This window comes from Bacillus sp. 491mf (genome assembly GCF_900112415.1).
In the GTDB taxonomy this organism is placed as follows: domain Bacteria; phylum Bacillota; class Bacilli; order Bacillales; family Bacillaceae_G; genus Bacillus_A.
In genome coordinates this window covers 1-23,643 of the sequence record NZ_FOLV01000018.1, presented here as the reverse complement: position 1 = coordinate 23,643, position 23,643 = coordinate 1, and the positions used below count along the sequence as shown (strand labels likewise).

Genomic DNA, 23,643 nt, shown 5'->3' with positions numbered 1-23,643 from the left:
CAAACTGATTTCATATTGAAATCAGTTTGTTTGCTTTATAAGGTACTATATATGCTAATTAAAAATCCGACATAAATTTTAGTGGGGCGAGAACATCTGGCCATGTATAGAAGCGGTCAGTGCCTTTTCCTGCCACATGCGATGTTGAAAACAAAGGGAGAAAGCAAGTGGCGGGCATGTTTTACCCCGCTATTCGTGGGCAGTAATACTCCCACCTCAAAATTCGGCGAAAGCATTGTCCAGCTCCAGCGGCTAGAATCTCCGGTCGTTTCGCCCCCTCAGACGAGGCAAAAAGCGCCTCTCTGTCAGGGGCGTGGGCGTCCTGCGATTCTGAGCGAGCCGCTTCCGCTTTTCTTAAGAAGTTAGGTGGGAGATAAACTGCCCTTAAAAGCCCGATTGGTGAGGGCTGATAATCAGTGGGGGATGAAGAAAATCCCCACTGATTAAAGTTTCACTTTATTCTGCGTGGCAGCAACTTAGATGTAGAAAAATTAAAATGCATGATGAATGATTTTTGTCGAAAGCGTACAATTATTTGTAGTATAATAATACAGATTGTAGAAAAAAGGAAAACATGTCTACGAATAGACATGTTTTTTAATATTCCGTAGATTTTGTATAGGGTATACCGGTGCAGTCTATAATGGGGAGTAAGGAGGAAGTGCGGTAGTGGATCAAAGAAAAACGAAAAAACTAAGACGAGTGATTACGGTTATTTTCATCGCGTTACTTGTTGTATGCGGTGGTGCATATATGTATGTTACATCAGCTTTAAAACCACTAAATACAGCAAGTAAACAGGAAATTGAAGTGGAAATTCCAAAAGGTTCTTCTATCAGTAAGATTGGAGAGATTTTAGAAGACAAAGGAATTGTGAAAAACGGGACTATATTTAGTTTTTATGTAAAAATGAAATCTAAAAATTTACAAGCTGGTACATATTTGTTAAACCCATCGATGAATGTAGAGGGAGTAATAGCAGAAATGTCATCAGGTAATGTGCATCGTCCAGTTGTTTATAAAGTAACAATTAAAGAAGGCGCACAAGTGGTTGAAATTGCAGATACAATTGCAAAGGAATTGAAGTGGAAAAAAGAAGATGTTGTCCGCCAACTAAACGATAAAGCATTTGTACAAAAATTACAGAAGAAATACCCTACTCTATTAACAGATAAAATTTATGATGCAAATATTAAATACCCATTGGAAGGATATTTATATCCAGCAACATATCCTTTTTATAAAAAGGACCTAACGTTAGAGGAAATTATTATTCCAATGTTAGAGAAAACAAACAAGCTCATTGTTGAAAATGAACAGAAGATGAAAGAGAAAAATTGGGATGTTCATCAATTATTAACGTTGTCTTCACTTATTGAAGAAGAAGCGACAGGTTATACGGATCGTCAAAAAATTGCAAGCGTGTTCTATAATCGTTTAGTGAAAGGAATGCCTTTGCAAACAGACCCAACAGTGTTATACGCATTAGGGAAGCATAAAGAGCGTGTATTATACGATGATTTAAAAGTAAACTCTCCGTATAATACATACGTTATAAAAGGATTACCAGTTGGACCAATTTCGAATTCTAGTGTAAAATCAGTACAAGCAGCACTTGAACCTGAAAAAACAGACTATTATTATTTCTTAGCAGCGCCAAATGGCCAAGTGTACTATGCGAAGACATTAGAAGAACACAATGCGTTAAAACAAAAATATATTATACAAAAGCAATCGTAAATTTTTTGAGGGAAGCGAGAAAAATTCGCATATCCCTCTTTTTTATGATAAAATATAGCGGGTTAAAAACTGGTAGAAGAATCGTTTTTAATATAGAAACGGGACGTACAAGCTAAGGATAGAGCGGGCTTGTACTTTTCTTTCCACATAGAGACAATATTCTTTTTTACTTCTCCATGCGATAAGGAGGACTATCAATGGAGCAACAAGATGTAGTTTGTGAATATTTGCTGTCTTTTATCGATCCGAAAGATGAGCTCATTCTTGAAATGGAACAGTATGCACGTGAGCAACATGTACCAATTATGGATCGTCTTGGCATGGAATTTATGTTGCAATTTTTGCGCTTAATTGGGCCAAAGAGCATATTAGAACTTGGTACAGCAATTGGATATTCTAGCATTCGCATGATGCAAGCTATTCCAAATTCAAGCATTGTGACAGTAGAGCGAAATGCAGATCGATATGAAAAAGCACTTGAATATATAAATCGTTCCTTAGTAAAAGAGCGCATTTCTCTTATCTTTGGAGATGCTTTAGAAACAGGGGACCAAGTAAAAGAACATGGCACATTTGATGTTATTTTTATTGATGCGGCAAAAGGACAATATCGTCGCTTTTTCGATATCTATGAGCCGTTATTAAATCCTGGCGGTGTCATCATTTCAGATAATGTACTATATCACGGTCTTGTGACGACAAAGGAACATATTGAAAATAGACGTACACGCGGTTTAATTAGACGAATTAAAACGTATAACGAGTGGCTCATGAATCATGAAGGATATGATACAACCATTTTCCCAATTGGTGACGGAGTAGCAGTGAGTAAAAAGAAAGGGTGACAAGCAATGAAAAAACCTGAATTGTTAGTAACGCCAAAAACAGTGGCAGATATCGAACCACTTGCAAAAGCAGGCGCAGATGCAGTAATGATTGGTGAACAAGAGTTTGGCTTACGTTTAGCCGGCGAATTTTCTCGCGAAGATGTAAAAGAAGCAGTAGCGATTGCACATGAAAATAATATGAAAGTATATATCGCAATGAATGCGATGTTCCACAATGAGAAAGTAGAAGCATTAAAAGATTACGTTTCATTTTTACAAGAAGTAAACGTAGATGCGGTTGTATTTGGAGATCCAGCTGTACTAATGACAGTGCGTGAAGTTGCACCAAATATGAAAATGCACTGGAATACAGAAACAACAGCAACGAACTGGTTTACATGTAACTATTGGGGACGAAAAGGTGCAAAACGTGCCGTTCTTGCCCGCGAGTTAAGTTTAGATGAAATTGTGGAATTAAAAGAAAGTGCAGAAGTTGAAGTGGAAGTACAAATTCACGGAATGACATGCATGTTCCAATCAAAGCGTTCTTTAGTAGGAAACTACTTTGAATATCAAGGCCGTGAGATGGAAATTGAAAAGAAGAAATACGAAGAAAACATATTTTTACATGATCAAGAACGTAATAATAAATATCCAATTTATGAAGATGCAAATGGCACTCACATTATGAGTCCGAACGATATTTGTTTTATCGACGAATTAGATGAGTTAATTGATGCTGAAATCGATAGTTTAAAAATTGATGGTGTATTAAAGAGCTCAGACTACATTGTGGAAGTAACGAAGAAATATCGTAAGGCTATTGATTTATGTGTAGAAGATCGCGATGCGTATTATGACGTAAAAGACGACTTATATAAAGAAATCGAAGAAATCCAACCGGTAAATCGTCCATTAGATACGGGATTCTTCTTTAAAGAAACGGTTTATTAAAAAGGAGGTTCAGCATATGACAGTCAAAGAAATTTCACGTGTGATTGACGGAAAACGTGTGATTGTGAAGAAACCTGAGTTATTAATACCCGCTGGTAACTTAGAGAAATTAAAAGTAGCTATCCATTACGGTGCAGATGCTGTATATTTAGGTGGACAAGAATTTGGTCTTCGTTCAAATGCAGGCAACTTTACGCTAGAAGAAATGGCAGAAGGCGTTGAATTTGCGAAAAAATATGGTGCGAAAATATATGTAACGACAAATATCTTTGCTCATAATGAAAATATGGATGGGTTAGAAGAATATTTAAAAGGGATTGAAAAAGCTGGTGTAACGGGGATTATTGTTGCAGATCCACTTATTATTGAGACGTGTAAACGCGTTGCGCCTTCTGTTGAAGTGCATTTAAGTACACAACAATCATTATCCAACTGGAAAGCAGCGCAGTATTGGAAAGAAGAAGGCTTACATCGTCTTGTACTGGCTCGTGAAGTAGGATATGAAGAAATGAAGGAAATTAAAGAGCACGTTGATATTGAAATTGAAGCATTCGTCCACGGTGCAATGTGTATTGCATATTCTGGAAGATGTACGTTAAGTAATCATATGACGGCACGTGACTCTAACCGTGGTGGTTGCTGTCAGTCTTGTCGCTGGGATTATGACCTAATTCAAACAGTATCACAACATAAAGAAGCAGAAGAACTTCCTTTATTTAAGGAACAAGATGCTCCGTTTGCAATGAGTCCAAAAGACTTAAACCTTATTTTATCGATTCCGAAAATGATCGAAATTGGGATTGACAGCTTAAAAGTAGAAGGGCGCATGAAATCCATTCACTACGTTGCAACTGTTGCAACTGTATACCGTAAAGTAATTGATGCATATTGCGAGGATCCAGACAACTTCGAGTTTAAACAAGAATGGTTAGAAGAGCTTGATAAATGCGCAAATCGTGATACAGCTCCTGCATTCTTTGAAGGAGTTCCAGGGCACTTAGAACAAATGTATGGAAATCATAGTAAGAAAACAACGTATGATTTTGCTGGTTTAGTGTTAGATTATAATGAAGAAACAGGCATTGTGACAGTAGAGCAGCGTAACCACTTCAAGCCGGGTCAGGAAGTGGAGTTCTTTGGACCAGAAATTGAAAACTTTACACAAACGGTGGAAAAAATTTGGGATGAGGATGGAAACGAATTAGATGCAGCGAGACATCCGCTGCAAATCGTGAAATTCAAAGTGGATCGACCAGTGTATGTGAACAACATGATGCGAAAAAGCATACTTCAATAAGAAAGAGTGATAGTTGAATGGGGACGAACAAGCCTGTTGTAATTGGAATTGCTGGTGGTTCAGGTTCAGGTAAGACGAGTGTAACAAAAGCAATTTTTGATCAATTTCAAGGTCATTCTATTTTAATCTTAGAGCAAGATTATTATTACAAAGATCAAAGCCATTTGCCGATGGAAGAGCGTTTAAAAACAAATTATGATCATCCATTAGCATTTGATAATGACTTGTTAATTGAGCACTTGCAGCAGTTGCTGGAGTATAAGTCAATTGAGAAGCCAGTATATGATTATACATTGCATACACGTTCGGAAGAAATTATTCCAGTAGAACCGAAAGATGTAATTATTTTAGAAGGGATTCTTATTTTAGAAGACCCGCGTCTTTGCGATATAATGGACATTAAAGTGTTTGTTGATACAGATGCTGACCTTCGCATCTTACGTCGTATGCAGCGCGACATTAAGGAACGCGGTCGTACGATGGACTCTGTTATTGAACAATATGTAAATGTTGTGCGTCCAATGCACAATCAATTTATTGAGCCTTCTAAGAAATTTGCGGATATTATTATCCCAGAAGGTGGACAAAATCATGTTGCAATCGATATTATGGTCACAAAAATCGCAACAATTCTTGAAGAAAAAGTGAATTTGTAATAGCATAGTAAAAGATATTCGATAGGAAGGGATTTTCTCCCTTTTTATCGAATACAATGAAACATGCAAACCTCACCCACATCTAGGTGAGGGCATATTTATATTAGCTTTCTATACATATCTTCTTGATATAAGAAAGAAATAAGAACATACGGGGTTGTATGTGACAACTCCGCTAGTGCTGCGTGTACTAGAAACTTCCGCTATTTCATAAGGCGGGGGAGTTTTCATAAGGAACTCCTCTTTTTTCGGGGGATCGGTATATAAAAGGAGTGGAAAACATGGCAACAGAAAAAACATACCCTATGACACTTGAGGGAAAACAAAAATTAGAGCATGAACTTGAACAATTAAAAACAGTAAGACGTAAAGAAGTTGTAGAACGTATTAAAATTGCGCGCAGCTTCGGTGATCTTTCTGAGAACTCTGAGTACGATGCAGCAAAAGATGAGCAAGCTTTCGTAGAAGGTCGTATTACACAGCTTGAAAACATGATTCGCAATGCGGTTATTATTGAAGATAACGGTGAAGCCTCTACGGTTGTAACGTTAGGTAAAACGGTAATATTCAAGGAATTACCAGATGGAGAAGAAGAAGCATATACAATCGTTGGTAGCGCGGAAGCAGATCCATTTGAAGGTAGAATTTCTAATGATTCTCCAATCGCAAAAAGCTTATTAGGTAAGCAAATTGGCGAAAAAGTTGCAATTCAGACTCCAGGTGGAGAAATGCAAGTAGAGATCGTCTCTGTAAAATAATAAAAAAGGTTCACTCCGAGGAGTGAACCTTTTTTATTTATCCCCCAGAATCGCAGGACGCCCACGCCCCTGACAGAGAGGCGCTTTTTGCCTCGTCCGAGGGGGCGAAACGGCCGGAGATTCTAGCCGCTAGAGCTGGACAATGCTCTCGCCGAATTTTGAGGTGGGAGTATTACTGCCCGTTAATGCGGGATAAAAAATGAAGGTGGGACTATCCTTGAAGGAATTGTTATTTTATCCGACAGAATATGACAATATAAGGACTTTCATTCTGATATTATAGTTGAAGAATTTCTTTACGTTTTGAAGTGTAAAGGAATTTTAAAGGGGATAGGAAAGAGGGGAAGTTTATGAACAAAAAATTATTTGTAGCACTTACTTGTGGTGTTATGATGACAGGATTAGCTGCATGTGGATCTAATGATAAAACAAGTGCATCAAATGAATCGAAACCGAAGCAAGAAGAAAAAAAGGAAGAGGCGTCTGCATCTTCAAAAAATTCGACTAGCGAAAAGGGAAAACAAGAATTAGGAAAAGAACAAAAGAGAGAGAAATTTGAAGATTTCGATCCAGAATATCAGTTAGCTATTGTAATGAGAATGTTTCAAGATGTAACGATCAAGTATGATTATGCGATTGGTAATCCAGAGTATTTGTTAAAGGGTACAATGGATCAAAAGACAATAGATGATATGAAGAAGATGTTACAAGAGCAGGCAAAGAATAATGATAAGCTTTTCAAAGATGAAGTGAATCAAGCGTTTACTTTTTTAAAACAATCTAAAATAAGTAATAAAGGTGAAATCCAAAAGCTAATTGACGCAGAAAATAATTATTTAAAGATAGTAGACAAAATGATTGTATGTATTGATTCTGTAACGGTTGAAAACGCAAGTGAAAAAAGAAATGAAATGAATGCTTTACATTCGGAATATTTAAAAGCAGCAACTCAAGTAACAGCTACTTCAATTGAGGCTGCAAAAAATTCAGGAATAAATGAAGAGGACTATAAAACGATTCTTAAGAAATTTTTAAAGATGCCAAAAGATCAATAAAAATTATATAAGAAAAATAAAAACGCTAATAATAGCTTGTTTTGTATAAAAGGAACGGCCCCTCGTCTAAACTGAAAAGACGAGGTGTTTTTTTATGAAAATCAGGCGGAGAATGATTATCATCTTAGTATGTTTTATGTCCATTCTATTATTACTAATTGGTAGGTTGGTGCAAATACAGCTTATAGCTACTGAGTCATTTACAGATAGACATATTAATTTAATAGAACAGAGTGTTAACCAGCGTACACAAGCAGTCACAGTGGACGATGGCAGGGGACGTTTTATTGATCGGAATGGAGAAAATCTTGGAGAAGAAAGATATCCAGTTTTAGTTGTTTTTCCATTTTTACAAATAAACAATGATATGTTAGAGAAAATAGCCCATATAATTGGTGTATCTCGCAAAGATATTCAAGTGCAGATGAAAAGTAGAAATAAACCATTTATATTTCAAAAAGATGATCGTCCTTTTCCGTTAACAAAAGAACAAATGGAAAAGGTGAACCGTACCGGTATGTTAGGTATGGTAGCAACCGAAGTAAGAATGCAACGAAGCCGAGAAGCAGAGCACTTAATCGGTGTAGTCGGAGAAAATGAGAAAGAATATAAAAAGCGTTATGAGAAATTAAAAAAGTTACCTAGCAAAACGCCCATCGGTATTTCTGGATTACAGCAGTCATTTGATGAATTTTTAATGACTGACGGTGAAACGAAAGTGCTGTATCAAATAGATAGGCAAGGGGAGCCGATTTTGGGAGACCGTGCGAAATATATCGCGCCTGGAAACCCCTTTTATCCAGTTACAGTTCAAACAACAATAGACAAATGGTTGCAACTAAAAGCAGAAGAACTCGTGGAAAAGTATGGGTTGCAAAAGGGTGGATTAGTATTATTGGATGTACAGGCGAGTGAAATTGTAGCAATGGTGAGTAAACCATCGTTACATACAAATAGCAAGGAAGCATATAAGCGCGGGGCAAGTAATCAAATGCTTATTCCGCACTTTCCCGGATCTGTTTTTAAAACAGTTATTGCAGCAGCTGCTATTGAAGAAGGAATACTTAAAGCAAAACGAAAATTTGACTGCAATAGGGACTTATACGGAGAAGGGCAAGCTGATCAGCTGATGGGAACGCTATCGTTTACAGAAAGCTTTGCACGCAGTTGTAATCGTACGTTTGCAGAGCTTGGACGTGAGCTATTACAAAAAGATAGAATGGCGATTGAGAAGTATGTGGAAGCGTTAGGGGCGTCTAAAAGTGTTGGATGGGAAGGGGATGTTTTTCATACGACTGCATTTCGGCAGCTTATAGAGGAAAAAGAGGGAACGATTTGGTGCGATGAAAGAGATAAAAACGTTCGTAAAGCAATTGCACAAACGGCAATCGGTCAAAAGGACGTTCGCTTATCACCGCTAGCTGTTGCGAATATGATGGCAACCATTGCAAGGGGCGGTGAAAAGAAAGAGGTTAAAGCTGTTCGGGACATTACATATAAAAATGGAACGAAAGTATTTCATTTTGAAGATCATGTATTACGAGGAAAAACACTGAAAAGAAATACGATTAAGAAAGTGCAGCAATTGCTAAGAAGCGTTGTAACAGCACCGAATGGTACGGGATCTGTATATCAATCATTACCGTTTTCAATAGCAGGAAAATCAGGAACTGCGCAAACAGGGAAAGAGAATTATGAAAATCGTTGGTTTGCTGGTTATTTTCCGTATGAAAATCCTCGGTACGCGTTAGTTGTCGTTGATTTAGAAACGAATAGGAAAGACAACGTAGTCACACGTATTTTTACTGATTATGTAAAGGCGATTGCTACGTGGGAACAATAGCGAAAGTGATAAGAAATATTTTCATTTTGTGAAAAAGTGGTCCTACTCCTTCAACCTTTTTGCATTTGATGTTACAATAACAAGTATGAAAATTGTCATGGAGGTTTGAGTAATGGCAGGAGGAACTAGATTTCAAAAAAAACAACAAAGGCGTCGCCAAAATGGTGTATTGAATATTGCAATTGGTATCGTGCTATTAGCGGTAGTAATTGTAGCATATCAATTATTCTTTACTTCTGATAATACAGAGCAGGCTGCTTCTAGTGATAAAAAAGTAACGCAGCAAACTGAGAAAGAAAAAGAAGCCGCGAAAAAGAATGAAAAAGAAGAAGCTGCTAAGAAGAAAGAAGAAGCGAAAGTAGCGGAAGAAAAGAAAAAAGAAGAAGAAGCTAAGAAGAAAGCGGAAGAAGAAGAGAAGGCAAAAGAGAACGAAAAAGTATCCGCAGAGAAAACAATTGCACAAGCGAAAGAAGCATATACAAAACCAGCTTGGAAACCAGTTGGTACTGAGCAAGGACAATCACCAGCAATGACGTTTAAGCAAGGAACATCAGACTGGAATGAAATGAGAAAAGCGATTGCGTATGCAATTGATATCCCAGAAGATCAGTTGGTAATTCAACGTATTGGAAATAACGGAAAACAGAAAGCATACGGTAACGTACGAGATAAACAAACAGGAAACAAATATTATGTAAATATTGATTGGGTAGAGAATGAGGGCTGGAAACCAACGCTTGTTCAAACCCTGAACTAAAAAGGAGAGAGGTCATAGAGCCTCTCTCTTTTTTAGCGCAATTTTTTCAATTTAAAGTGAACAACAGCGCTATAATATGGTCGTTTGCTTTCGGGATCCATCATCATTTGATGTGAAACGTGATGTACTTCTAGCATAAGTGCCTTATTATTATCAATTTGTTCATTGATTTTCTTTTCTAGCAATGCTAAGCTAGCTGCCTCAAAAAACTCAACTTTATCTTCTATCATTTCGAATGTAAACGACATGAGGAACACCTCTTTCTGCATGTTCATAGTATAGTTTATCAAAGAAAACTGAGAAATACCATGTGCATTTTTGTTGACTTTTTAACGGATAAGGAATATTATACTGATAAATCCGATAAGAAAAAGGGGAATTTTCTATGGGAACAGAATTTAATGAACTATTTGATCAATGGGCTCATACGTACGATTCTTTCGTACAGGGTGAAGATATACAATATAAAGAAGTTTTCGCTCATTATGAGGAGATTTTAGAGGATGTAGTAAATAAATCTTTTGGTAATGTTTTAGAATTTGGCGTTGGTACTGGTAATTTAACAAATAGATTATTAACTGCTGGTCGTGCTGTTCACGGTATAGAGCCATCAAAAGAAATGCGTACAATTGCTAAGCAAAAGCTTCTGAAAGAAGTATCGATTACAGAAGGTGATTTCTTGAACTTTGTCACTCCTTCGCATGTGGATACAATCGTTAGCACATATGCTTTTCATCACCTAGTTGATGAAGAAAAAAATGTAGCGATTGCGAAGTATGGTCAACTGCTAAATAAAGGTGGTAAAATAGTGTTTGCTGACACGATATTTGTAAATCAGGAAGCATATGATAAAACTGTTGAATATGCGCAACAGCGAGGATTTCATGAGTTAGCAAATGATTTACAAACGGAATATTATACGCGTATTCCAGTCATGCAATCTATTTTTGAAAATAATGGCTTTCACGTCACCTTTACTCGTATGAATCATTATGTTTGGGTAATGGAGGCGACGAAGCAATAGAAAGAGGGATTAGATTGAGAATTGCTGTAATTGGAGCAATGGAAGAAGAAGTACGTATTTTACGTGACCAGTTAGAACAAGCAGAAACAGAAACAGTTGCGGGTTGTGAATTTACGAAAGGTACATTAGCAGGACATGAAGTAATCTTGTTGAAATCTGGTATCGGTAAAGTAAATGCAGCAATGTCCACGACAATTTTATTAGAACGTTATCAGCCGGAAAAAATTATTAATACAGGTTCAGCTGGTGGATTCCATCATTCTTTAAATGTAGGCGATGTTGTCATTTCAACAGAAGTTCGTCATCATGACGTAGATGTAACAGCATTTAACTATGAATACGGTCAAGTACCAGGAATGCCAGCAGGATTTCCAGCAGATGAAGAACTAGTTGCATTAGCTGAAAAATGTATGCAAACAGCAGAAGGAATTCAAGTTGTTAAAGGTATGATTGCAACAGGAGATTCTTTCATGAGCGACTCAAACCGCGTTGCATTTATTCGTGAGAAGTTTACTGATCTGTATGCAGTAGAAATGGAAGCGGCAGCAGTTGCACAAGTATGTTATCAATATAAAGTGCCATTTGTTATTATTCGTGCACTTTCTGATATTGCTGGTAAAGAATCGGATGTTTCGTTTGAGCAGTTTTTAGATCAAGCAGCTCTTCATTCCACAAACTTTATTGTAAACGTATTAGAAGAATTAAAGTAATGTAGCAAAAAGGCAACTGTTTCATATATAGATAATACATACAGTTGCTTTTTTCTTTTAAGGGGTTAGGTGAGGAGGAAATACGATGAAAGTGTATCGCAGTGTTCACGACCTAATCGGACATACACCGCTCGTTGAGATTACGCGCTTTTTACTCCCGGAAGGTGTTCGGATTTTTGCAAAGCTTGAATTTTTCAATCCAGGTGGAAGTGTGAAAGATCGATTAGGACGAGAATTAATTAAGGATGCTCTTGCCAAAGGGCTTGTAAAGCCAGGGGGAACCGTTATTGAACCGACTGCTGGCAATACAGGAATCGGACTGGCACTGGCAGCAATTGAACATGATTTGCATGTTATCGTTTGCGTTCCAGAAAAATTTAGTATTGAAAAACAAGAACTTATGAAAGCTCTTGGGGCAACAATTGTTCATACACCAACGTCACAAGGAATGACAGGTGCTATTGTAAAAGCAGAAGAACTTTTAAAAGAAATTCCAAATTCGTATTCTCCATGTCAATTTGCAAATGAAGCAAATCCACGTGCATACTATAAAACATTAGGGCCTGAACTGTGGGAGGCACTAGATGGACATATTGATATATTTGTCGCTGGTGCTGGAACCGGCGGAACCTTTATGGGGACAGCGTCATATTTGAAAGAGCAAAATCAACAAATTAAAACAGTCATTGTTGAACCAGAAGGCTCTATTTTAAATGGTGGCGAAGCTGGTTCTCATGAGACAGAAGGAATTGGGCTTGAGTTTATACCACCATTTCTTAATCCAACATATTTTGATGATATTCATACGATTTCGGATCGTGATGCTTTTTCTCTTGTGAAACAACTGGCGCAAAAAGAAGGGCTCCTCGTTGGCAGTTCTTCGGGGGCAGCACTACATGCAAGCTTATTAGAAGCTGAGAAAGCAAAGCCAGGAACAAATATTGTAACTATTTTCCCAGATAGCAGCGAACGCTATTTGAGTAAGAACATATACAAAGGATGGGAATAAAATGAGAACAAAAACAAAGTTAATTCATGGTATTCATATCGGAGAACCCTTAACTGGATCGGTAACGGTACCGATTTATCAAACGAGTACGTACAAACAAGAAGGGGTAGGAAATCATAAAGGGTATGAATATTCACGTACTGGAAATCCGACTCGTTCAGCTCTTGAAGAAACAATTGCTGTTCTTGAAAATGCTCATGCAGGATTTGCATTTGGATCAGGTATGGCAGCAATTACAGCAGTAATGATGCTTTTCTCTAAAGGAGATCATGTTGTTTTTACGGATGATGTATACGGTGGAACGTACCGCATCATGTCGAAAGTATTAAATCGCTTTGGTATTGAACATACATTTGTTGATACAACAAACTTAGAAGAAGTAAAAGAAGCGATTCTTCCAAATACAAAGGCTATCTATATTGAAACACCGACAAATCCGCTTTTAAAAATTACGGATATGAAACAAATTGCAGCACTTGCTAAAGAACGAGGCTTATTAACAATTGTTGATAATACATTTATGACACCGTATTGGCAAACACCAATCTCTCTTGGTGCAGATATTGTCCTTCATAGTGCAACAAAATATTTAGGCGGTCATAGTGATGTTGTTGCTGGGGTAGTAGCTGTAAATAACGCAGAGTTAGCAGAAGATCTTCACTTTGTACAAAACTCAACAGGTGGTATTTTAGGACCACAAGATAGCTTTTTATTACTACGTGGTTTAAAAACATTAGGAGTGCGTATGGAAGAGCATGAAGTAAATGCTCGTGCAATTGCTGAGTTTTTACAAAATCATCCGAAAGTAAATAAAGTGTATTATCCAGGACTTAGCACTCACCATAACCATGACTTAGCAGCAGAACAAGCAAATGGCTTCGGTGCAATTATTTCATTTGATGTAGATAGTCAAGAAACATTAAACACTATACTTGAAAAAGTACAATATTTTACACTTGCTGAAAGTTTAGGAGCAGTAGAAAGCTTAATTTCTATTCCTTCGCAAATGACACATGCTTCTATTCCAGCAGAGCGCCGTGCGGAACTAGGAATTACAGATACATTAATTCGTATTTCAGTTGGAATTGAAGACGGAGAAGATTTAATTGAAGATTTAGCACGAGCGTTAGCATAAGGGAACAAGCACTATATGTATATAAGTTAACAAACGACATAAAAACTATGGGAGGATGAGAGCATCTGGCCGTGCATAGGAGCGGTCAGGGCCTTTTCCTACCACATGCCATGATTTTAAACAAAAGAGCAAGCAAGTGAAAGTGATGGTATAATCTGGATTCCGTGGTTTATATGTTGAAACATTAAACCAGATTTATATAGAAGTAGTGTTTGTTATTCTATTTTTCAAGCTTTGTAATGCGACCTTTTAAGTTTGTGAAATTTTTCACAAATTAGACACACACATATATAAATATCTAGTGTATAGTAAAAATATAAAGAGAGATGCTTCACACATAATCATGTGAAACATTTCACAAATAATAAAAAATTCATGTAGAAAAGGTAGTTCTATTTTTTTAAGCTAATAGGGACATATTTAGACCCCGAGGGACTTTATGAGTCCAACAGCAGAATAGGAGGAAATTACATGGTAGTCAAAGAGAAAGTTGTAAATGAAATGCAAGAAGTTACAGGAATGATTGAGACGTTAGTAAAGAAAGGGCAAAAAGCTTTACATGCATTAGAAGGTTTTACACAGGAACAAATTGATAAAATTGTACATGAAATGGCACTTGCGGGTGTGGATCAACATATGCCGCTTGCGAAAATGGCTGTTGAAGAAACGGGCCGCGGTGTGTATGAGGATAAATGTATTAAAAATATTTTCGCAACTGAATATATTTGGAATAGTATAAAAAATGATAAAACAGTGGGGATTATTCGTGAGGATCCACATGAGGAAGTAATAGAAATTGCAGAGCCGGTCGGTGTAGTTGCTGGGGTAACGCCAGTAACAAATCCAACATCAACAACGATGTTTAAAGCAATTATTGCGATAAAAACGAGAAACCCAATTATTTTTGCATTCCACCCTTCAGCGCAGCAATGTTCTATCGCAGCTGCAAAAACAGTGTACGATGCTGCAGTGAAAGCTGGTGCACCAGAGAACTGTATTCAATGGGTTGAAAAGCCTTCTGTTGAGGCAACAAAACAATTAATGAATCATGAAGGTGTAGCGCTTGTTTTAGCAACTGGAGGAGCAGGAATGGTGAAATCAGCATATTCTACTGGTAAACCAGCTCTAGGAGTAGGACCAGGTAACGTTCCATGCTATATGGAAAAATCAGCGAACGTGAAACGTGCTGTAAATGATGTGATTTTATCGAAAACGTTTGATAACGGTATGATTTGTGCTTCTGAACAAGCGATTATTGTGGACAAAGAAATCTATAATGATGTGAAACAAGAAATGATCGCAAATAATTGTTACTTTGTGACAGAAGAGGAACGAAAAAAATTAGAGAAGCTTGTTATTAATGAGAATACATGTGCAGTAAATAGTGATATTGTTGGGAAATCCGCACATTACATTGCAGCATTAGCAGGGATTACAGTGCCTGAAGATACAAAGATGATTGTAGCTGAAATTAAAGGAGTCGGTGCAGCTTATCCGTTATCTCGTGAAAAATTAAGTCCAGTATTAGCTTGTATAAAAGCGAGTTCATTAGAAGATGGATTACAGCATTGTGAAAATATGTTAGAGCTTGGCGGATTAGGGCATTCTGCTGTCATTCATTCTACAAATAAAGAAGTACAAAAACAGTTTGGACTACGTATGAAAGCATGTCGTCTTATTATAAATGCTCCGTCAGCACAAGGCGGAATTGGTGATATATATAACGCTTTCATTCCATCGCTTACACTTGGATGCGGATCATACGGAAAGAACTCTGTTTCTCAAAACGTAACGGCAACACATTTAATGAACGTAAAGAGACTTGCAAATAGAAAAAAGAATATGCAGTGGTTCAAGTTGCCGCCAAAAATTTATTTTGAAAAACACGCTACGCAATATTTAGCAAGTATGCCGAACATTTCACGCGCATTCATTGTAACAGATCCTGGAATGGTGCAGTTGGGGTATATTGATGTAGTGACGCATTATTTAGCTCAACATAGAAATGATGTAAAAGTAGAAATATTCTCTGAAGTAGAACCAGATCCGTCAGATGAAACTGTATTTAAAGGTGCAGAAATGATGAGAAGCTTCAAACCGGACGTTATTATTGCTCTTGGTGGCGGATCAGCGATGGATGCAGCAAAAGGAATGTGGCTATTTTATGAGCACCCAGAAACAGAATTCTTTGGTATAAAACAAAAGTTTTTAGATATTAGAAAACGTACATGTAAATATCCAAAACTAGGAGATAAGGCGCAGTTTGTTGCGATTCCGACAACATCTGGAACAGGTTCAGAAGTGACACCATTTGCGGTTATTACAGATAAAAAGAACAATATTAAATATCCGCTCGCTGATTATGAATTAACACCAGATGTTGCTATTGTGGATCCACAGTTTGTTATGACAGTACCGCCACATATCACTGCTGACACAGGAATGGATGTTTTAACACATGCAATTGAAGCGTACGTATCGATTATGGCAAATGATTATACAGATGGATTAGCTTTAAAAGCAATGGATCTTGTGTTTAAATATTTACCGCGTGCATATAAAGATGGCAATGATGAAGAGGCTCGTGAAAAAATGCATAATGCATCAGCAATGGCTGGTATGGCATTTGCAAATGCATTTCTTGGTATTAACCATAGCTTAGCACATAAATTGGGACCGGAATTCCATATTCCGCACGGACGTGCAAATGCCATTTTAATGCCGCATGTCATTCGCTATAATGCAATCAAACCAAGAAAACATGCACTATTCCCAAAATATGAGCACTTTATTGCAGATGAGCGCTATGCACATATTGCAAGAATGCTTGGACTTCCAGCACGTACAGTGGAAGAAGGAGTAGAATCATTAGTACAAGCTATTATCGCTCTTGGAAAAGAATTAAATATTAATATGAGCATTGCTGGCCAAGGTGTTGAAAAAGAAGCATTTGAATCGGTTGTTGGTGTACTTTCTGAACGCGCATTTGAAGATCAATGTACAACAGCAAATCCGAAATTACCGCTTATTTCAGAATTAAAAGAAGTGTATATGCAAGCATATAAAGGTGTGTAAATTAGAAAGAGCCGTACTGATTACGGCTCTTTTTTTGATTTTTCAACATGTAAGTCACTGCTATGCAGAACAAAAAGTGACTGCTACTTGCTTTCTCTCTTTGTTTTAAACCTCGCATGTGGCAGGAAAAGGCTTTGACCGTCTCTATGCATGGCTAGATATTCTCGCCCTCCTCTAAAAAGAAAAGTGTTTTTATCCCATCTTTTCAATTTGTATATATCATGGAAAACTTCTCCCTCATTGGCTGCATTTACTTGCCTACGAAACGATGAAAATATGATACAGTGAAAAGGAGGAGTGAGTAAATAATGAAAGAATTACAGCAAAAAATTGCTGATTATATTCGTTTCGGTCAAGTCATGTTAGCGCTAAGTGCATTTTTAATGCTCGGTTTATTACTCCCAAATGGACAAAAAGAAGCGGTGCAAATGTTTGCCATGATGGGTGTGATTGCTGCTTTTTTAGGCGGTTCATTTTATTTTTTCTATCGTGCAAGAGTGCTGCGTGACAAATTAGAGGAGAACAAGCATGAACAGCCACTATAAATAGAAACGTTACTTAAAGAGTGTCTTTGAGTAACGTTTTTTTAGTTAACACTTGAATGTCAGTGTAAGCTGTAATGATAAAATCAGCATACGGTGTTAATTCTTCTATTGCATGCTCGTGATTGGCAATTCCTACAGCAATACTGCCTGCCTCTTTAGCCATTTTTACATCCACAACAGTGTCCCCGATCATAATGAGTTCATTTGTCTCAATGCCAAGTTGTGCGCATGTTTTTATAATCATCTCTGGGTTTGGTTTTCCGTACGTCACATCTTCTGGAGTAAGCAGAAAATGTAGTGGTGGCACGCCAAGAAGTTCGATACATTTTTTTGTTCGTGATTTATTGTCTGATGTTAAAACACCTGCATAAATGCCTTCGCTTTGCAAGGAACTTATACAATCTGCTGCTCCCTCAATTGGATGAAAAGCATTTGCGATGCATAGCTCTTCATCGCTTTCTTTAAAAATAGCAGCGGCAAGTTCTTTACAGTGATGCCATGGGTATTTTGTAATTTGATATAACAAGCTCGCGGTAACAATGATTTCATCCTCTTCAGGGGCCACTGCTAATAGTCCTTTAAAATCAACTTGATCAGGATGGACGAAACCAACTGCTTTTTCCCAAAGTGACTCGTATCCATCGCCGACAATTTGTGAAAATTTATCTTTTCTTAGTCTATCAATTTCATGCCAAAACGGGATAGCCTGAAATAACGTACCGTCCTTATCGAAAGCAACGGCCTTTGCATGAATGATTTCTCCTAAAATTTGAATTTTTCCCATATTTAAGGTCACTCCATTTATAATAGATATATAACTTACTATATACTGTACATTCTGAAATGCGTTACAGGTCAAGGGGGAGATTCAAAATTTCTACAATTGAAGATATCGCTAAATTAGCTGGGGTTTCGAAAGCGACCGTTTCTCGTGTAATTAATCATCATCCGTATGTTCGAACAGAATTAAGAGAAAGAGTGCAAGCGATTATTGATGAAAAAAATTATGTCCCTGTAGCGGTAGCAAAAGATTTACGACGCCTTCAAACGAATTTAATCGGTGTAGTAGTACCGAATTTATACCATCCATTCTTTAGTCAATTCATTCAAGAAGTAAGTAATATTTTAAAAGAAGATTGTTATGACGTTGTGATATTACAATCAAATTATGTACCAGAGAGGGAAAGAGAATTTATCCATTACGTAAGAACGAAGAAGCTAGATGGGCTTATTTTTGCGACACTTTCTTTGCCCATAGAGGAGATCGAATGTGTAAGTACTTCAGGTGCGATTGTTATATGTAATGAGCATGTAGAAACAGAATTGGTATCAACAGTTCAATTTGATGAAGAACGGGCAGGGTATTTAGGAACAAAGCATCTTTTAGAAAAAGGATATACACGCATTGGATTTTGTTACGATACATTAAAAAGTAAGGCGCAACGAAAAAGGTATAAAGGATATAAAAGAGCTTTATGTGAGCAACATCTATCATTGCGACAGGAATGGATATTTCCTAATTGTTATGGATTAAAGGATGGGAAACGGGTGATACAAATAATGCAATCTATGAAAAATGCTCCCGATGCGGTTTTTACAGGTAGTGACGAAATAGCTGCCGGAATAATTATGGAAGCGCAGCGAATGGGAATTTGCATCCCAAAAGATTTTGGTGTGATTGGATTTGATAATCAGGAGCTGTCGATGATGATGAATCCTAATATAACGACTATTTCCACCTCAATTGCAAGTATGGCAAGGCATTCTATTATTCTATTGCATAAACAATCACAAGGTGAACATTTGCAACAGATACAATTACCTATTTCCGTTATAGAAAGAGAATCGACAAGAAGGGAGGGAGGACATGTTTCATACAGACCGTTTACAGTTTCGTAAATATACAATGGATGACTTAAATTTTTACGCTTCTTTATGGGGGAACAATCAAGTAATTCGTTACATTGGGAAAGGGACTCCAAAAACGTATGAACAATGTAAAAAAAATCTTGAGAGCTGGGTCTTGCCTGGATACGAACGTGGACTTGGTTTATTTTTAATGTTACATAGGGAAACGGGAGAACCAATGGGACATGCGGGACTTGTTAAGCAACGCGTTGATGGAAAAGAAGAGATTGAAGTTGGCTATTGGCTACTGCCAAAGTATTGGGGAAACGGATTTGCGAAAGAAGCGGCAGCGGCATTTCGAGATTATAGCTTTCAAGTATTAAAGCTTCAGAAACTTATTTCTCTTATAAATCCGAATCACCCAGCTTCTATTTTTGTTGCAAGAAAGACAGGGATGGTTTATGAGAAGACTGTTGTATTCCATGATATGGATGTTCTCGTTTATTCAATAAGAAGAGCAGGGATAGGAGAATAATAACCTGCTCTTTTTATTCTATAAAGAAAGCACTGCAAACAAATTTGTTCACAATGCTTCAATATACATGCTTTCGATTTTCAGTATGGCTTGAAATAAGAAGAAGTGCAGCTTCATCACCAATATTACGAACGATATGAGGTACACATGCGCTCCAAGAAAACGAATCTCCTTCTTCTACGATGGCAATATCTTCTCCATGTTGTACTTCTAATTTTCCGCGCAAAACAAGATGGCATTCTTCACCTTCATGAGCATTCGGTGTGTTTTCTATCGGAAAGCCGGCAGGAATTTCTACTAATGATAAACACAGTCCGCCCTGCTCGGCCACATGTTCAATTTTTTGTTGATCTTTTCCGTAAATACTATATTTCCGTTCTTCTTTTTTTACAATTTTCATCCGATCTTTTTGCTCTAACAATAAATAAGGAAGAGGAACATTAAAAAAATGAGCGATTGTTTCAAGAGTAAGAATAGATGGAGATGTTTTATTGTTTTCCACTTGACTCATAAATCCTTTAGAAAGCCCTGTTCCCTCACATATTTGTGCAATTGTAATTCCTCTGCGCTGGCGAATTTCCCGTATTGTCGAACCGATATTCATAAAAATCGTGCTCCTTTTTAATAACAGATAGTTGTATCATAGCAAATCTTTTTTATTTTTTCTCAATAAAAATCAATTGACGGTTAAAAAAATTTAGTGTATGTTTTGTAATGATAATAAAAGTTTCGTATGACAAAACAAAAAGGAGAGAAAAGATGAATCAATATATTGGTAATTTAATAATTCGAGTTGTATTAGGAATAATATTTTTTGCTCATGGTTTAAAGAAATTCCAAGCAGGAATCGATAATATTGCAGGTTGGTTTACAAGTATTGGTTTACCAGGTGGTCTTGCATATGGCGTTGCGACGGTAGAGGTAGTTGGCGGTGCGTTATTAATTATCGGTTTAGGTGTGAGATATGTAGGATTATTATTTGCACTTATTTTAGTTGGAGCAATTGTAAAAGTGAACGGACCATTTGGCTTATTAGGGGATGGAAAGCATTCAGGATATGAGTTAGACTTAGCGTTATTAACAATGGGTTTGTATTTATTTGTTGTAAAAGCAGAAGGGTTTGTAGATCGGTTTTTAAAAGATACGATTTTGAAAAAAGGTTAATTTATATAAATGTAAAACCTCCTATAAGTTTTGATATATGAAAGGAACCAGCAGAAAAGTTTCTGGCTGGTTCCTTGAAAATTATCTTATAATCGCTTTTTCGTTCTGTAAAAACATCTCATCAAATTGCTTTGCCATTTCAAAATCAAGTGTTGTTAATCCTTTGGCATTCCACGATGATAACGTAATAATTACCGCTTTATATTGGATCAAGATGAACGGATGATGATTGCGTTCTTCTGATAGTTTGGCCGCTTCAGAAACAAATTCGACACCTTTTAAATAGTCCGAGAACATGTATTTTCGTTCAATCCATTTCTCGTCCTTTATTGTCCATTTACCGAGCTTCATTAACTCTTCTTGTACTTCTTCATTAGTTAGTCTTTGCATTATTTGTCCCATCCTTTAATGGAATTAAGGCAAGTCCGTTATTGATTAAGCGCTGCACGGCATCATTATTTGTAAAAGAGGAAAGTTCTTGTAATAATGCTCTGCGTTCTGGGATCTCCACTTTATGACTCGCTAATAACTCTAAAATTTCAATGCGCAGTAACCATTCTTTTTTATAAAATCGTTCTAGTACGTGATAAATCGCGATAAGTTGTTCTGTGTGCTGTTCATGTAGTGAACTTTCATCCCGAATGTTGCGAACTGTTTCGTACATGTTTTCTAGTTCGGATTGAATATGCGGTGCAGGTGTTGTTTCTTCTTCGTCATCCACCTGGAAGAATGCTGCTGGATCTGCTGCCCCGGGGAATACAGAAGTAATAGCTGAACCAACTGCCATGTCAAATGTACCCCATGATGTATCAAATAATAAGCGGTCTTTCAGCGTTACAGTACAATTTGTAAACGAAATAACAGCGACTTTTTCCTTATTTCTAATTATATCGCTTACTGTTCCTGTTACGTGTACACCACTTTTAAAAGTAAGCTCAGCCTTATTATCGATAACGATTCCTAATGCGTGTAATTCTTCATCCGTACAAGATTCTAATGCGAGATCATTTTGTAATAAGCCAATTGGTGTACCGAAGCCGTCTTGATGTACTACTGTGGAATGATTTTGTAATTGCGCATGGTGAATTGCTAATGCAGTAGGACTATTTGTTTTCATATAAATTGCTTCGCCGTTTTCATCTTTTACAATTTCAGCGAGCGTGCCTGTCATTTGTAATCCGCTATTTAGCTCGACTGTTGCTATATTTTCGGAGTGTAGTGCTTTATCTAAACTTTTTGTACCGCCTAATTGGAATGCCATTGTTTCTGAGAATGCTTCAAGTGAATCGATAAGCTCCTCAAACGACTGACAAACAAACAGTTGCGGTTGCATTTTCGTTACATCGTAAGTTGTTTGAATACATGCTTCAATAGAGAAAGGTACTTTTTCAACTGCATCGGTTAAACAGTGCTTACTTTCACCAACAGAGGAAAGAAGACCTGCACCGTAAATTTTCGGGTTTTGTAGATCGCCAATGAGCCCGTATTCTACTGTCCACCAAAATAGGCGTGAAATTTGTTCTGCCTCTGACAGACCGGAAATATGTTTTTGCTTTTCTGCTACCTCATTTTCTGCTGCTATAATTTCTTCTGGTGTAGATGTGCGGCTTTCTTTTACAATCGTTAATTGGCGAACCGCTTCAAATAATTCGTGTTCCTCTTTTGTAGAGAAGGCTCTTGCTCCAATCTTCCCAAACAATTTCACGTACTTTGCATATGTAGGATCGAGTAAAATCGGGGCGTGACCAGCTGCTTCGTGAACGATATCTGGAGCTGGTGTATATTCAATATTTTCCACTTTGCGAATATCCGTCGCAATAGGAAGAAGTCCGTGTCCTTGGAAATCAAAGAATGCCACGCCTGGAATCAATCCGTCAATTGTAACCGCGCCCCAACCACTCGGTGCTAAACAATCATTCATTTCTTCAACCTTTGGAATGGCATCTATGTTAATCCCGGAAGATTGCAATCCGTTTACATAAGCTGGATGTGCAACGTCTTTTAAAAAGTTATGATTTTGTCTCATAATGTAGCGCCATACAGCGTGATCAATTGGTGTGTATTGATCGTAATGCTGCTTTGATACATACGGTTTTAAATGTGATGGAATTTCTGTTTTTTTTGTCATATATACATCCTCCTTCTAAGTGAAAAAAATAAGATGTTACATGTTGTACACGCATCGCTCCTTTTAAAATAATGTAAGCGCTTTTAATTTTATCATAAGATTCCGAATTATTTAACATTTCTTTTCGTGCGATTAGAAAAAATTGTAGTACTAACCTACTTGTATTTTTTTAGGTGAACGTGATAAAGATTTGTTTTTTATAAATTTTGCATACTCTTCGTTTGAGTAGTGAAATGCTATAAGAAAAAGGTAGGGGATAATTGTGGCAATGGAGCAAGAGATATTACCATTATGAATACACGGGGCAACAATCTTTTTAATGTTGTCTTCTATCATATCTTTCGAGAGGACTCCCACCTCTAAACATATGTGAAGGTGGTGAGGTGAATCGAAAAAATATTTTATTTTCAAGTAAATAAATAGAAACGTACGTTCTTGTTTTGGTATAATACCCTTAACAAGGAGGTGAAAAAATGACAACGGAAAATCAAATACATTATAAAACTCTTCAGATTTGGATTAAAAAAGGACATCGTATGTATTCTTATTTTCAAGAATCTTGCCAAAACGCTAAAAATATGTA

At 37.1% G+C, this 23,643-nt stretch carries 23 protein-coding genes; 18 read left to right on the top strand and 5 right to left on the bottom strand.

Annotated features, from left to right (window positions below):
- The first annotated feature begins 669 nt into the window (after positions 1 to 669).
- The 9 genes from mltG to BM211_RS16195 all read left to right on the top strand — a co-directional run bounded on the left by mltG (position 670) and on the right by BM211_RS16195 (position 9,887).
- Positions 670 to 1,740: an endolytic transglycosylase MltG gene (mltG, locus tag BM211_RS16235; RefSeq protein WP_035434170.1), complete on the top strand. Its 1,071-nt coding sequence runs from the start codon at positions 670 to 672 to the stop codon at positions 1,738 to 1,740.
- Between the two features lie 197 nt (positions 1,741 to 1,937).
- Positions 1,938 to 2,585, top strand: a complete 648-nt coding sequence (locus BM211_RS16230) for an O-methyltransferase (RefSeq protein ID WP_035434168.1) — start codon at positions 1,938 to 1,940, stop codon at positions 2,583 to 2,585.
- Between the two features lie 6 nt (positions 2,586 to 2,591).
- Positions 2,592 to 3,521 carry a peptidase U32 family protein gene (locus BM211_RS16225; protein WP_035434166.1) on the top strand — a complete coding sequence of 310 codons (930 nt, stop codon included), beginning with the start codon at positions 2,592 to 2,594 and terminating at the stop codon, positions 3,519 to 3,521.
- 16 nt (positions 3,522 to 3,537) lie between these two features.
- On the top strand, positions 3,538 to 4,818 hold the full coding sequence (locus tag BM211_RS16220) for a peptidase U32 family protein (protein ID WP_035434164.1): 1,281 nt from the start codon (positions 3,538 to 3,540) through the stop codon (positions 4,816 to 4,818).
- Positions 4,819 to 4,835: 17 nt separating this feature from the next.
- Positions 4,836 to 5,474, top strand: a complete 639-nt coding sequence (udk, locus tag BM211_RS16215) for a uridine kinase (protein ID WP_035434163.1) — start codon at positions 4,836 to 4,838, stop codon at positions 5,472 to 5,474.
- Between the two features lie 281 nt (positions 5,475 to 5,755).
- A complete protein-coding gene (greA, locus tag BM211_RS16210) occupies positions 5,756 to 6,232 on the top strand; it encodes a transcription elongation factor GreA (protein ID WP_035434162.1) in 477 nt (158 codons plus the stop codon).
- 350 nt (positions 6,233 to 6,582) lie between these two features.
- Positions 6,583 to 7,287 (top strand): hypothetical protein, encoded by a 705-nt coding sequence (locus tag BM211_RS16205; RefSeq protein ID WP_035434161.1) that lies wholly within the window; start codon positions 6,583 to 6,585, stop codon positions 7,285 to 7,287.
- A 94-nt stretch (positions 7,288 to 7,381) separates the two neighbouring features.
- Complete coding sequence (locus BM211_RS16200; RefSeq protein WP_090998565.1) at positions 7,382 to 9,130, top strand: peptidoglycan D,D-transpeptidase FtsI family protein; 1,749 nt, start codon at positions 7,382 to 7,384, stop codon at positions 9,128 to 9,130.
- Positions 9,131 to 9,242: 112 nt separating this feature from the next.
- Positions 9,243 to 9,887, top strand: coding sequence for a YrrS family protein (locus tag BM211_RS16195; RefSeq protein ID WP_035434158.1), 645 nt, complete (start codon positions 9,243 to 9,245; stop codon positions 9,885 to 9,887).
- Positions 9,888 to 9,919: 32 nt separating this feature from the next.
- Here the strand turns inward: BM211_RS16195 and BM211_RS16190 are convergent, their stop codons facing one another.
- The gene (locus BM211_RS16190; protein WP_020060864.1) at positions 9,920 to 10,135 is read right to left on the bottom strand and encodes a YrzA family protein; all 216 of its coding nucleotides are present in this window, start codon (positions 10,133 to 10,135) and stop codon (positions 9,920 to 9,922) included.
- Between the two features lie 137 nt (positions 10,136 to 10,272).
- Here BM211_RS16190 and BM211_RS16185 point away from each other — a divergent pair, with 137 nt between their 5' ends.
- The 6 genes from BM211_RS16185 to BM211_RS16160 all read left to right on the top strand — a co-directional run bounded on the left by BM211_RS16185 (position 10,273) and on the right by BM211_RS16160 (position 17,385).
- Complete coding sequence (locus tag BM211_RS16185) at positions 10,273 to 10,911, top strand: class I SAM-dependent DNA methyltransferase (RefSeq protein WP_090998563.1); 639 nt, start codon at positions 10,273 to 10,275, stop codon at positions 10,909 to 10,911.
- Between the two features lie 14 nt (positions 10,912 to 10,925).
- Positions 10,926 to 11,621 (top strand): 5'-methylthioadenosine/S-adenosylhomocysteine nucleosidase, encoded by a 696-nt coding sequence (mtnN, locus tag BM211_RS16180; RefSeq protein ID WP_090998561.1) that lies wholly within the window; start codon positions 10,926 to 10,928, stop codon positions 11,619 to 11,621.
- An 85-nt stretch (positions 11,622 to 11,706) separates the two neighbouring features.
- Positions 11,707 to 12,630 carry an O-acetylserine dependent cystathionine beta-synthase gene (locus BM211_RS16175; protein ID WP_035434151.1) on the top strand — a complete coding sequence of 308 codons (924 nt, stop codon included), beginning with the start codon at positions 11,707 to 11,709 and terminating at the stop codon, positions 12,628 to 12,630.
- Position 12,631: 1 nt separating this feature from the next.
- Positions 12,632 to 13,765: a bifunctional cystathionine gamma-lyase/homocysteine desulfhydrase gene (locus BM211_RS16170; RefSeq protein ID WP_035434149.1), complete on the top strand. Its 1,134-nt coding sequence runs from the start codon at positions 12,632 to 12,634 to the stop codon at positions 13,763 to 13,765.
- Between the two features lie 471 nt (positions 13,766 to 14,236).
- Positions 14,237 to 16,840, top strand: coding sequence for a bifunctional acetaldehyde-CoA/alcohol dehydrogenase (gene adhE, locus BM211_RS16165; RefSeq protein WP_035434147.1), 2,604 nt, complete (start codon positions 14,237 to 14,239; stop codon positions 16,838 to 16,840).
- Between the two features lie 308 nt (positions 16,841 to 17,148).
- The gene (locus BM211_RS16160; RefSeq protein ID WP_035434145.1) at positions 17,149 to 17,385 is read left to right on the top strand and encodes a YrhC family protein; all 237 of its coding nucleotides are present in this window, start codon (positions 17,149 to 17,151) and stop codon (positions 17,383 to 17,385) included.
- Positions 17,386 to 17,398: 13 nt separating this feature from the next.
- On the opposite strand, the gene BM211_RS16155 is transcribed toward BM211_RS16160, so the two are convergent.
- Positions 17,399 to 18,169, bottom strand: a complete 771-nt coding sequence (locus BM211_RS16155) for an HAD family hydrolase (RefSeq protein ID WP_035434144.1) — start codon at positions 18,167 to 18,169, stop codon at positions 17,399 to 17,401.
- Positions 18,170 to 18,228: 59 nt separating this feature from the next.
- On the opposite strand from BM211_RS16155, the gene BM211_RS16150 reads away from it, so the two are divergent.
- Both BM211_RS16150 and BM211_RS16145 read left to right on the top strand, forming a co-directional pair.
- Entirely contained in the window at positions 18,229 to 19,284 is a 1,056-nt protein-coding gene (locus BM211_RS16150) for a LacI family DNA-binding transcriptional regulator (protein ID WP_090998559.1), read from the top strand.
- Entirely contained in the window at positions 19,253 to 19,768 is a 516-nt protein-coding gene (locus BM211_RS16145) for a GNAT family N-acetyltransferase (RefSeq protein ID WP_035434142.1), read from the top strand. The genes BM211_RS16150 and BM211_RS16145 overlap by 32 nt, the downstream gene beginning before the upstream one ends.
- A gap of 58 nt (positions 19,769 to 19,826) precedes the next feature.
- Here BM211_RS16145 and BM211_RS16140 read toward each other — a convergent pair whose 3' ends face one another.
- Positions 19,827 to 20,372, bottom strand: a complete 546-nt coding sequence (locus tag BM211_RS16140) for a helix-turn-helix domain-containing protein (protein ID WP_035434140.1) — start codon at positions 20,370 to 20,372, stop codon at positions 19,827 to 19,829.
- 155 nt (positions 20,373 to 20,527) lie between these two features.
- Between BM211_RS16140 and BM211_RS16135 the strand changes: the two genes are divergently transcribed.
- Positions 20,528 to 20,932 (top strand): DoxX family protein, encoded by a 405-nt coding sequence (locus BM211_RS16135; RefSeq protein ID WP_035434139.1) that lies wholly within the window; start codon positions 20,528 to 20,530, stop codon positions 20,930 to 20,932.
- Positions 20,933 to 21,013: 81 nt separating this feature from the next.
- On the opposite strand, the gene BM211_RS16130 is transcribed toward BM211_RS16135, so the two are convergent.
- Positions 21,014 to 21,325 carry a 4a-hydroxytetrahydrobiopterin dehydratase gene (locus BM211_RS16130; protein ID WP_035434200.1) on the bottom strand — a complete coding sequence of 104 codons (312 nt, stop codon included), beginning with the start codon at positions 21,323 to 21,325 and terminating at the stop codon, positions 21,014 to 21,016.
- Positions 21,306 to 23,060 (bottom strand): aromatic amino acid hydroxylase, encoded by a 1,755-nt coding sequence (locus tag BM211_RS16125; protein ID WP_090998557.1) that lies wholly within the window; start codon positions 23,058 to 23,060, stop codon positions 21,306 to 21,308. Before BM211_RS16125 ends, BM211_RS16130 begins: the two co-directional genes overlap by 20 nt.
- Between the last annotated feature and the right edge of the window lie 583 nt (positions 23,061 to 23,643).

Excerpts from the sequence above, each read along its gene's own strand:
- BM211_RS16170 (WP_035434149.1), top strand. The coding sequence starts at position 12,632 with ATGAGAACAAAAACAAAGTTAATTCATGGTATTCATATCGGAGAACCC.
- greA (WP_035434162.1), top strand. The coding sequence starts at position 5,756 with ATGGCAACAGAAAAAACATACCCTATGACACTTGAGGGAAAACAAAAA.
- BM211_RS16175 (WP_035434151.1), top strand. The coding sequence starts at position 11,707 with ATGAAAGTGTATCGCAGTGTTCACGACCTAATCGGACATACACCGCTC.
- udk (WP_035434163.1), top strand. The coding sequence starts at position 4,836 with ATGGGGACGAACAAGCCTGTTGTAATTGGAATTGCTGGTGGTTCAGGT.
- BM211_RS16225 (WP_035434166.1), top strand. The coding sequence starts at position 2,592 with ATGAAAAAACCTGAATTGTTAGTAACGCCAAAAACAGTGGCAGATATC.
- BM211_RS16140 (WP_035434140.1), bottom strand. The coding sequence starts at position 20,372 with ATGAATATCGGTTCGACAATACGGGAAATTCGCCAGCGCAGAGGAATT.
- BM211_RS16220 (WP_035434164.1), top strand. The coding sequence starts at position 3,538 with ATGACAGTCAAAGAAATTTCACGTGTGATTGACGGAAAACGTGTGATT.
- adhE (WP_035434147.1), top strand. The coding sequence starts at position 14,237 with ATGGTAGTCAAAGAGAAAGTTGTAAATGAAATGCAAGAAGTTACAGGA.
- BM211_RS16230 (WP_035434168.1), top strand. The coding sequence starts at position 1,938 with ATGGAGCAACAAGATGTAGTTTGTGAATATTTGCTGTCTTTTATCGAT.
- BM211_RS16160 (WP_035434145.1), top strand. The coding sequence starts at position 17,149 with ATGAAAGAATTACAGCAAAAAATTGCTGATTATATTCGTTTCGGTCAA.
- BM211_RS16125 (WP_090998557.1), bottom strand. The coding sequence starts at position 23,060 with ATGACAAAAAAAACAGAAATTCCATCACATTTAAAACCGTATGTATCA.
- BM211_RS16190 (WP_020060864.1), bottom strand. The coding sequence starts at position 10,135 with ATGTCGTTTACATTCGAAATGATAGAAGATAAAGTTGAGTTTTTTGAG.
- BM211_RS16155 (WP_035434144.1), bottom strand. The coding sequence starts at position 18,169 with ATGGGAAAAATTCAAATTTTAGGAGAAATCATTCATGCAAAGGCCGTT.
- BM211_RS16135 (WP_035434139.1), top strand. The coding sequence starts at position 20,528 with ATGAATCAATATATTGGTAATTTAATAATTCGAGTTGTATTAGGAATA.
- BM211_RS16145 (WP_035434142.1), top strand. The coding sequence starts at position 19,253 with ATGTTTCATACAGACCGTTTACAGTTTCGTAAATATACAATGGATGAC.
- BM211_RS16200 (WP_090998565.1), top strand. The coding sequence starts at position 7,382 with ATGAAAATCAGGCGGAGAATGATTATCATCTTAGTATGTTTTATGTCC.
- BM211_RS16185 (WP_090998563.1), top strand. The coding sequence starts at position 10,273 with ATGGGAACAGAATTTAATGAACTATTTGATCAATGGGCTCATACGTAC.
- BM211_RS16150 (WP_090998559.1), top strand. The coding sequence starts at position 18,229 with ATGCGTTACAGGTCAAGGGGGAGATTCAAAATTTCTACAATTGAAGAT.
- BM211_RS16205 (WP_035434161.1), top strand. The coding sequence starts at position 6,583 with ATGAACAAAAAATTATTTGTAGCACTTACTTGTGGTGTTATGATGACA.
- BM211_RS16195 (WP_035434158.1), top strand. The coding sequence starts at position 9,243 with ATGGCAGGAGGAACTAGATTTCAAAAAAAACAACAAAGGCGTCGCCAA.